We start from the raw sequence: 6,000 nt of genomic DNA on the forward strand, positions 1-6,000 counted from the left end.
TAATTCTTTTTTTATTATGAGTAAGAGAGAATGTCGGCGCAAGGCGGACGTTAATCCGCTATGGTATTGACAGAGAGAAAATGGCGCCCGGGCACGTCTTAACACACGCCGGGCCGATTTACCGGTACAGTATCAACTTGAGCTTTTGCTTACGGGAGCCATTATGTTGTTCAGCCATATGCGTATTGCCAGACCGGTCAGTGAACTGGACGCCACCGCCAGCATGTATTGCGCCGGGCTGGGGCTTCAGCAGCTCGGCAGCTTTACCGATCATGAAGGATTCAGCGGGATTATGCTCGGCGCGCCCGACGCGGGCTGGCATCTGGAATTCACCCACTGTCGCCACCATCCCGTCACTCCCTCGCCAGGAGATGAAGATTTGCTGGTGCTGTATTACCCACAGCAGGCGGAATGGCAAGCACAGTGCGCCGCCATGGACGCCGCCGGGTTTCTGCGGGTCACGGCGTTTAACCCTTACTGGGAGGTCAATGGCGTCACTTTCGTCGACCGCGACGGCTATCGCACCGTGTTGCAAAACCGCGCCTGGGGGGAAGTACGAAGCGCTTCCCATCACGAGGAGAATCAATGACCTCCCCTATATGCCCTGCGCCGCGTCCGGCGCGGGCGCTATGGCTCTTCCGCCCGCAGCCACGGCGTCACCGTGAGTCCGGCCAGCAGCCCTTCCGGACTGAGCAGACGGGTGACCGTCTGTCCCCACGGTTCGTCGCGCGCCGCGACGAGCAGGCGGTATCCTTGCTGCTGCAGCCGCGCCGTCGCCGCAGCCAGGTCGCGGACCTCAAACTCAATCCATGCCTGCGGCACCGGCTCCGTCTCCGGCCACTGGTCCTGACCAAAACAGGACTGCGCCGCCTGCGCCAGCGGCCACAGCGCGAAATGTTTCACCCCGCCGATGGCATCCTGCTCGCTGAGGAGATACGCCTCGTTACCCGGCATCGGCTTTAGCGGCAAACCCAACGCCTGACAATAGAAGTCACGGCTTTGCGACGTGCTGCGGGTGATGGGACCGAAGCCCGCAATGAACAAAACGTCAATATCAGCGAAATCGTGGGACATGTTCTCTCCTGAACGCGGTGGTAAGCTAACGCCATCATGCCCGTACGCAGGCGCCAGCGGCAAACCCGATTAATGGCGGGCGCATGCACAACATCATCGACGGTACAGACCGTTGCGCCCCTTCGGACAGACGGCGACTTCATCGGTGACAGATAAAACGCCCTCGCGACTCGCCAGCGTCCTCGCGGCGCGCTATGCTAAACATCCCTTGTATTAATCACTTATCCCTATGAGCACTTCCGTCAGCACCACGCAACTCAATTTGCGCATCATTTCGATCGTTGTCTTCACCTGTATCTGCTATCTCTCCATCGGCCTGCCGCTGGCCGTACTGCCGGGATACATTCACTATCAGCTGGGCTACAGCACCTTTGTCGCCGGGATTGTGATCAGCCTGCAATACATCTCAACGCTGATCAGTCGACCGCACGCCGGGCGCTATACCGATATCTGGGGCCCGAAAAAAGTGGTCAGTCTCGGGATCATCTGCTGTCTGCTGAGCGGAGCATTCACCCTGCTGGCGGTGCTTTTGCAGGCGACGCCGATGCTGGCCATCGCCGCGCTGCTGGCGGGCCGGGTGTTTCTTGGTGTCGGCGAGAGCTTTACCGCGACCGGCGCCACGCTCTGGGGGATCAAAACCGTCGGCGCGATCCATACCTCGCGGGTGATCTCCTGGAATGGCGTGGCGACCTATGTCGCCATGGCGATCGGGGCGCCGCTGGGGGTCACTCTTAACCACTATTTCGGCATTAGCGGATTTGCCACGGTGGTAGTGGTGGTGGCCGCCATCGGCCTGCTGTTTGCCCGCACCCGCCAGGATGTCAGCGTGACTGCCGGTGTCAGAGCGCCCTTTCACGCAGTGGTACGAAAAATTTGGCCTTATGGCCTGGGGCTGGCCTTTGGTACCGTTGGCTTCGGCGTTATCGCCACCTTCATCACCCTCTATTTTGCGGCGCACAGCTGGCAGGGCGCGGCGTTTACCCTCTCCCTGTTCAGCGTCGGCTTTATCTGCGTCCGCCTGGTGCTGGGAAATACCATTACCCGCTATGGCGGGGTCCCGGTCTCGCTGGTCTGCTTTGTGATCGAGTGTCTCGGCCTGCTGCTGATCTGGCTGGCGCCGTCAGCCTGGGTGGCTGGCGTCGGCGCCTTTCTCACCGGCTCGGGTTTTTCCCTGGTCTTCCCGGCGCTAGGGGTCGAGGCAGTCAAACAGGTGGAAGAGCAAAACCAGGGGACCGCCCTCGGCACCTACTCGGCGTTTCTTGACCTGGCGCTGGGACTCACCGGGCCGCTGGCCGGATGGGTCGCCGGCTTCTACGACCTCGCCACGCTATATCTGTTGGCGGCGATTGTCGTGGTGTTCGCTTTCCTGCTCATTTTACGCGTCCAGCGACAACAGCGAGCCGTCTCAGGAACGTAGTCAGGCCTGGCCCGCGGATCGCCGCAGGCAAAAAACGAATCGGCAATTGACGACGATTCGGCTTCCATGCCAACATCCTCCTCAGCGTCTGACAACAGATGCAAGGACGGTAGCGGAGAACAACAGAGATCGCACAACGATCCAGCCCGGCGCCGTAGTCCAATCCGAATCACTGACCCACACGGTGAATTCCTGATTCTGGCGGGAAACACAGACATGCACCAAAGTTTTAATCAGCGCGTTCATTTCTATTACTGCGTCCTGGTCGCGCTGAAGATGCACGGAAAGTCGAAAAAATCGGGCGGTATCAGAGGAAAGAATAACTTTCTGCTGAAATGGCTGCGCCGGGCGCAGGATAACAACATCTTCCCGCCCGATATCACCAGCGAAATTGAATGGCTGCGAGGTAAAATCATTCAGGCCGGTTACGACACCGATCTCGAACCGATGCTGGATTTTGTTTACGCCACCGCCAGCCGCGCTGAAGCGCTCAAGAACGCCGAATAAGACACTGCGCCCGTAGCGGGCGCAGTGTCTGTCCATCCCACCGCTTCCCTGAGCGTACCGACCAGACGCGAAAACCCCACTGATGTTTATTCTTTTTGTGACACTGTCACGAAGTGGGTTACCGCTGGTAACATTCGGCGGCTGACAGGCTGCCTGTGGCGTTCTATGCTTTGCCCAGTCTTCCCTCACACAGGACCGCGCTATGGCTGACTGGAACCCTTCTTTGTATTTGCAATTTGACGCTGAACGTACCCGCCCCGCGGCCGACCTGCTCTCGCGTATTGCCCATCTGCAGGTTGAGCACGTTGTCGACCTTGGCTGCGGGCCGGGAAACAGCACCCGCCTGCTGCGCGCCGCCTGGCCGCTGGCGGCAATCACCGGTATCGATAACTCCCCGGCCATGCTGGCTCAGGCGGCACAGGCCTTACCCGACTGTGAGTTCATCGACGCCGATATTGCCCGCTGGCGGCCTGCGCAACCGGTAGACGTGATCTATGCGAACGCCTCTCTGCAGTGGCTGGCGGATCATGAGACGCTGTTTCCACATCTGGTGGCGCAGCTGGCCGTCAACGGAACGCTGGCCGTGCAAATGCCGGATAACTGGCAGGAACCTTCGCATACCCTGATGCGCCAGGTCGCCGACGAGCAGGGATTACCGGACCGCGGGCGCCAGCCCTTACTCCCGCCGGACGCCTGGTATGACATGCTGACCCGTCAGGGTTGTGAAGTTGATATCTGGCGCACCACCTATTTTCATCCCCTCGCTTCCCATCAGGCGATAAGCGACTGGTTGCAGGGGACCGGATTGCGTCCCTATCTGGCCGGCCTGGACGAGCAGTCCAGAAACGCATTTCTGACACGCTATGTCGAACTACTGGCCGAACACTATCCGTTACAGTGTAACGGAAAGGTGCTCCTGCGATTCCCCAGGTTGTTTATCGTGGCGCGAAAAATCGACGTCTAACCGGAATGAGCGCTTAAGCGTGGCAATGAATAAGGAGAACAGGGTGAAAAATCATCCTGTTTATCAGGACGAAATATCCTGAACATTGCGATATTCAACCTCTTTCCCGGCATGCGACAGTGATTGCCATCTCAACACTCAATAACGGGAGTCACTGTGGAAAATAGCGCTGTTAATCGCAACACCCTGGCCGCCATTGCGCCAAAACTGGCCGAACTGACCGAAACGGTACTGTTTGGTGATATCTGGGCTCGCCGCGATCTGTCGCCCCGCGAACGGAGCCTGATCACCCTTTCTGCCCTGACGGCGCTGGGTAAAACCCAGCAACTGCCGTGGCATATTGCTCTCGGCTATCAAAATGGCCTGAGCCAGGCCGAAATCGTCGAGCTGTTCACCCATCTGGCGTTCTATGCCGGCTGGCCGGCGGCGGCCAGCGCCCTGACCTGTCTGAATGAGCAGGAGACACCATGCCCCTGACCCGCATATCGCTTGGCACGGCCTGGCGTCCCACGGAGTTTGCTCAATTGTCGGCGCTCTTTCATGAGTGTCTGGTGGCAGAGTTCGACGTGCCGTCAGCAGATAAATTTCAGTTTATCGAGCAGGCCGCCGACGAGCAGCGCATTTACGACCCGAACTACCTCAGCGACGGACGCAGCACCCGCTTCGTGCTGTTTCATATTTTCGCCGGTAAACCGCGCAGCCGGGCGCAGAAACAGGGGCTTTATCGTCGGCTCTGTGCGCGGTTAGACGATGAGATGGCGGTCAGCCCGCAGGACGTGATGGTGGTTATCCAGTTTAACCAGCGGGAGGACTGGAGTTTTAGCGCAGGGAAGATGGCGGATGAATAACGCCGGCGGCGCCGCATGAGGCGCCGCGTTTCAGCACTATATTATTTGCTACCAGGCACAACAGCGATCGTTCCATGAATCACGATACATGATGTTCCCTTCTGTGTATCTCCAGGTGATCGTCTCATAACGGAAATCAATGTCTTCAAGGTGAGTACTTGTCATTCCGGCCGGATGTAAATTTGGTGTGATTGCCGTAATCTTAATATTCGCCATCGCTATGTTAAAATATTCAATTTCCAGTCCCGCCTCATTTATTCTGTACATTTTTAGCGTTGCCGATTTTAAGGTTCGACCTTCACAAAGAGCCCTAAATAACAAAGGGGTTGTTCTGTCAAACTCTTTTTGAATTTTAACCGGTGTATGAAGACGGGTTCCCGTCAGCTTTCCTGAATTATTATCGGTAGGTAACCAAACATGATGATTCACTGCGCGCAATTCGATGGAACCTGTACGTGTGGGCATCAGGCAAGAACCTATAATAGGCGAATCATTCTCATCAGTTAACCATAAATATGCTGGATTTGACATTACCCCTCCTCTTTCATATCAGTTTTTAACTTTAAACCAAACAACAACGTGAAACCCAATGATTAATAAAATAAAAAGTCCTATTAAGTTAATGGCAATGTCAGGGAAAAGAGAGACTGCAATCATGCTAAATACAATGATTAATAATACAATGCCCCACCCCCATAAAAAAAGAATGAATTCTTCCTTTAACCATCTTTTCAAGAAACCCATCCATTCACCTCATTAATTTAATAAGTAATTCAGCAAGTTCATCATCAGAAATAATCATCGGATTTAAATAAGGAACTAATACTTCATCAAATTTCATGGCCAGAATACGCTCTGCCTCGATAGAGGTAATAATGAAATCCCTATAATACATAATCAGACCCTTCCTTTATTAGATTATTCATTGTTCCTGCATATATTTCTTATGATCATCTGGCCTTTCAATGTACTTATAAAAAGATGGTCTTGATAGTAATATTGACTTTACTCTTTTTTGTTTAAATTCACTCGCACCCTGCCCGATTAAAAATATCTCAGTTAGCTATTACTTCGTGCTGTTTCATATTTTCGCCGGAAAACCGCGCAGCCGGGCGCAGAAACAGAGGCTTTATCGTCGGCTCTGTGCGCGGTTAGCCGATGAGATGGCGGTCAGCCCGCAGGACGTGATG

Annotated in this window: 9 protein-coding genes and 2 pseudogenes; 7 read left to right on the forward strand and 4 right to left on the reverse strand. The window is 55.2% G+C overall.

All coding sequences use genetic code 11. The annotated features are described in order from the left end of the window. The first annotated feature begins 163 nt into the window (after positions 1-163). Complete coding sequence (locus tag HMPREF3142_RS04050) at positions 164-589, forward strand: VOC family protein (RefSeq protein ID WP_047666556.1); 426 nt, start codon at positions 164-166, stop codon at positions 587-589. A 38-nt stretch (positions 590-627) separates the two neighbouring features. Here HMPREF3142_RS04050 and HMPREF3142_RS04055 read toward each other — a convergent pair whose 3' ends face one another. Next, the gene (locus tag HMPREF3142_RS04055; RefSeq protein ID WP_008804938.1) at positions 628-1,074 is read right to left on the reverse strand and encodes a VOC family protein; all 447 of its coding nucleotides are present in this window, start codon (positions 1,072-1,074) and stop codon (positions 628-630) included. A gap of 229 nt (positions 1,075-1,303) precedes the next feature. On the opposite strand from HMPREF3142_RS04055, the gene HMPREF3142_RS04060 reads away from it, so the two are divergent. The 5 genes from HMPREF3142_RS04060 (at position 1,304) to HMPREF3142_RS04080 (ending at position 4,810) form a co-directional block, all read left to right on the forward strand. After that, the gene (locus HMPREF3142_RS04060; protein ID WP_008804939.1) at positions 1,304-2,491 is read left to right on the forward strand and encodes an MFS transporter; all 1,188 of its coding nucleotides are present in this window, start codon (positions 1,304-1,306) and stop codon (positions 2,489-2,491) included. A 216-nt stretch (positions 2,492-2,707) separates the two neighbouring features. After that, positions 2,708-2,998: a hypothetical protein gene (locus tag HMPREF3142_RS04065; RefSeq protein ID WP_008804940.1), complete on the forward strand. Its 291-nt coding sequence runs from the start codon at positions 2,708-2,710 to the stop codon at positions 2,996-2,998. 202 nt (positions 2,999-3,200) lie between these two features. Further along, complete coding sequence (gene tam, locus HMPREF3142_RS04070) at positions 3,201-3,962, forward strand: trans-aconitate 2-methyltransferase (protein ID WP_012541762.1); 762 nt, start codon at positions 3,201-3,203, stop codon at positions 3,960-3,962. Positions 3,963-4,118: 156 nt separating this feature from the next. After that, positions 4,119-4,439, forward strand: a complete 321-nt coding sequence (locus HMPREF3142_RS04075) for a carboxymuconolactone decarboxylase family protein (protein ID WP_008804942.1) — start codon at positions 4,119-4,121, stop codon at positions 4,437-4,439. Beyond that, complete coding sequence (locus HMPREF3142_RS04080; RefSeq protein WP_023322594.1) at positions 4,430-4,810, forward strand: tautomerase family protein; 381 nt, start codon at positions 4,430-4,432, stop codon at positions 4,808-4,810. Before HMPREF3142_RS04075 ends, HMPREF3142_RS04080 begins: the two co-directional genes overlap by 10 nt. A 48-nt stretch (positions 4,811-4,858) precedes the next feature. Here HMPREF3142_RS04080 and HMPREF3142_RS27350 read toward each other — a convergent pair whose 3' ends face one another. From HMPREF3142_RS27350 to HMPREF3142_RS29750, 3 genes and pseudogenes are all read right to left on the reverse strand, one after another. Continuing rightward, entirely contained in the window at positions 4,859-5,341 is a 483-nt protein-coding gene (locus HMPREF3142_RS27350) for an Hcp family type VI secretion system effector (RefSeq protein WP_077270018.1), read from the reverse strand. Positions 5,342-5,359: 18 nt separating this feature from the next. Next, positions 5,360-5,554 carry a hypothetical protein gene (locus tag HMPREF3142_RS04085; RefSeq protein WP_004184000.1) on the reverse strand — a complete coding sequence of 65 codons (195 nt, stop codon included), beginning with the start codon at positions 5,552-5,554 and terminating at the stop codon, positions 5,360-5,362. An 82-nt stretch (positions 5,555-5,636) separates the two neighbouring features. Then, positions 5,637-5,705 (reverse strand): annotated as a pseudogene (locus HMPREF3142_RS29750) (hypothetical protein); the annotation flags it as partial. A gap of 175 nt (positions 5,706-5,880) precedes the next feature. Here HMPREF3142_RS29750 and HMPREF3142_RS29755 point away from each other — a divergent pair. Further along, a pseudogene (locus HMPREF3142_RS29755) lies at positions 5,881-6,000 on the forward strand (tautomerase family protein); the annotation flags it as partial.

The organism is Klebsiella sp. HMSC16C06, from assembly GCF_001808325.1.
Classification (GTDB): Bacteria; Pseudomonadota; Gammaproteobacteria; order Enterobacterales; family Enterobacteriaceae; genus Klebsiella; species Klebsiella variicola.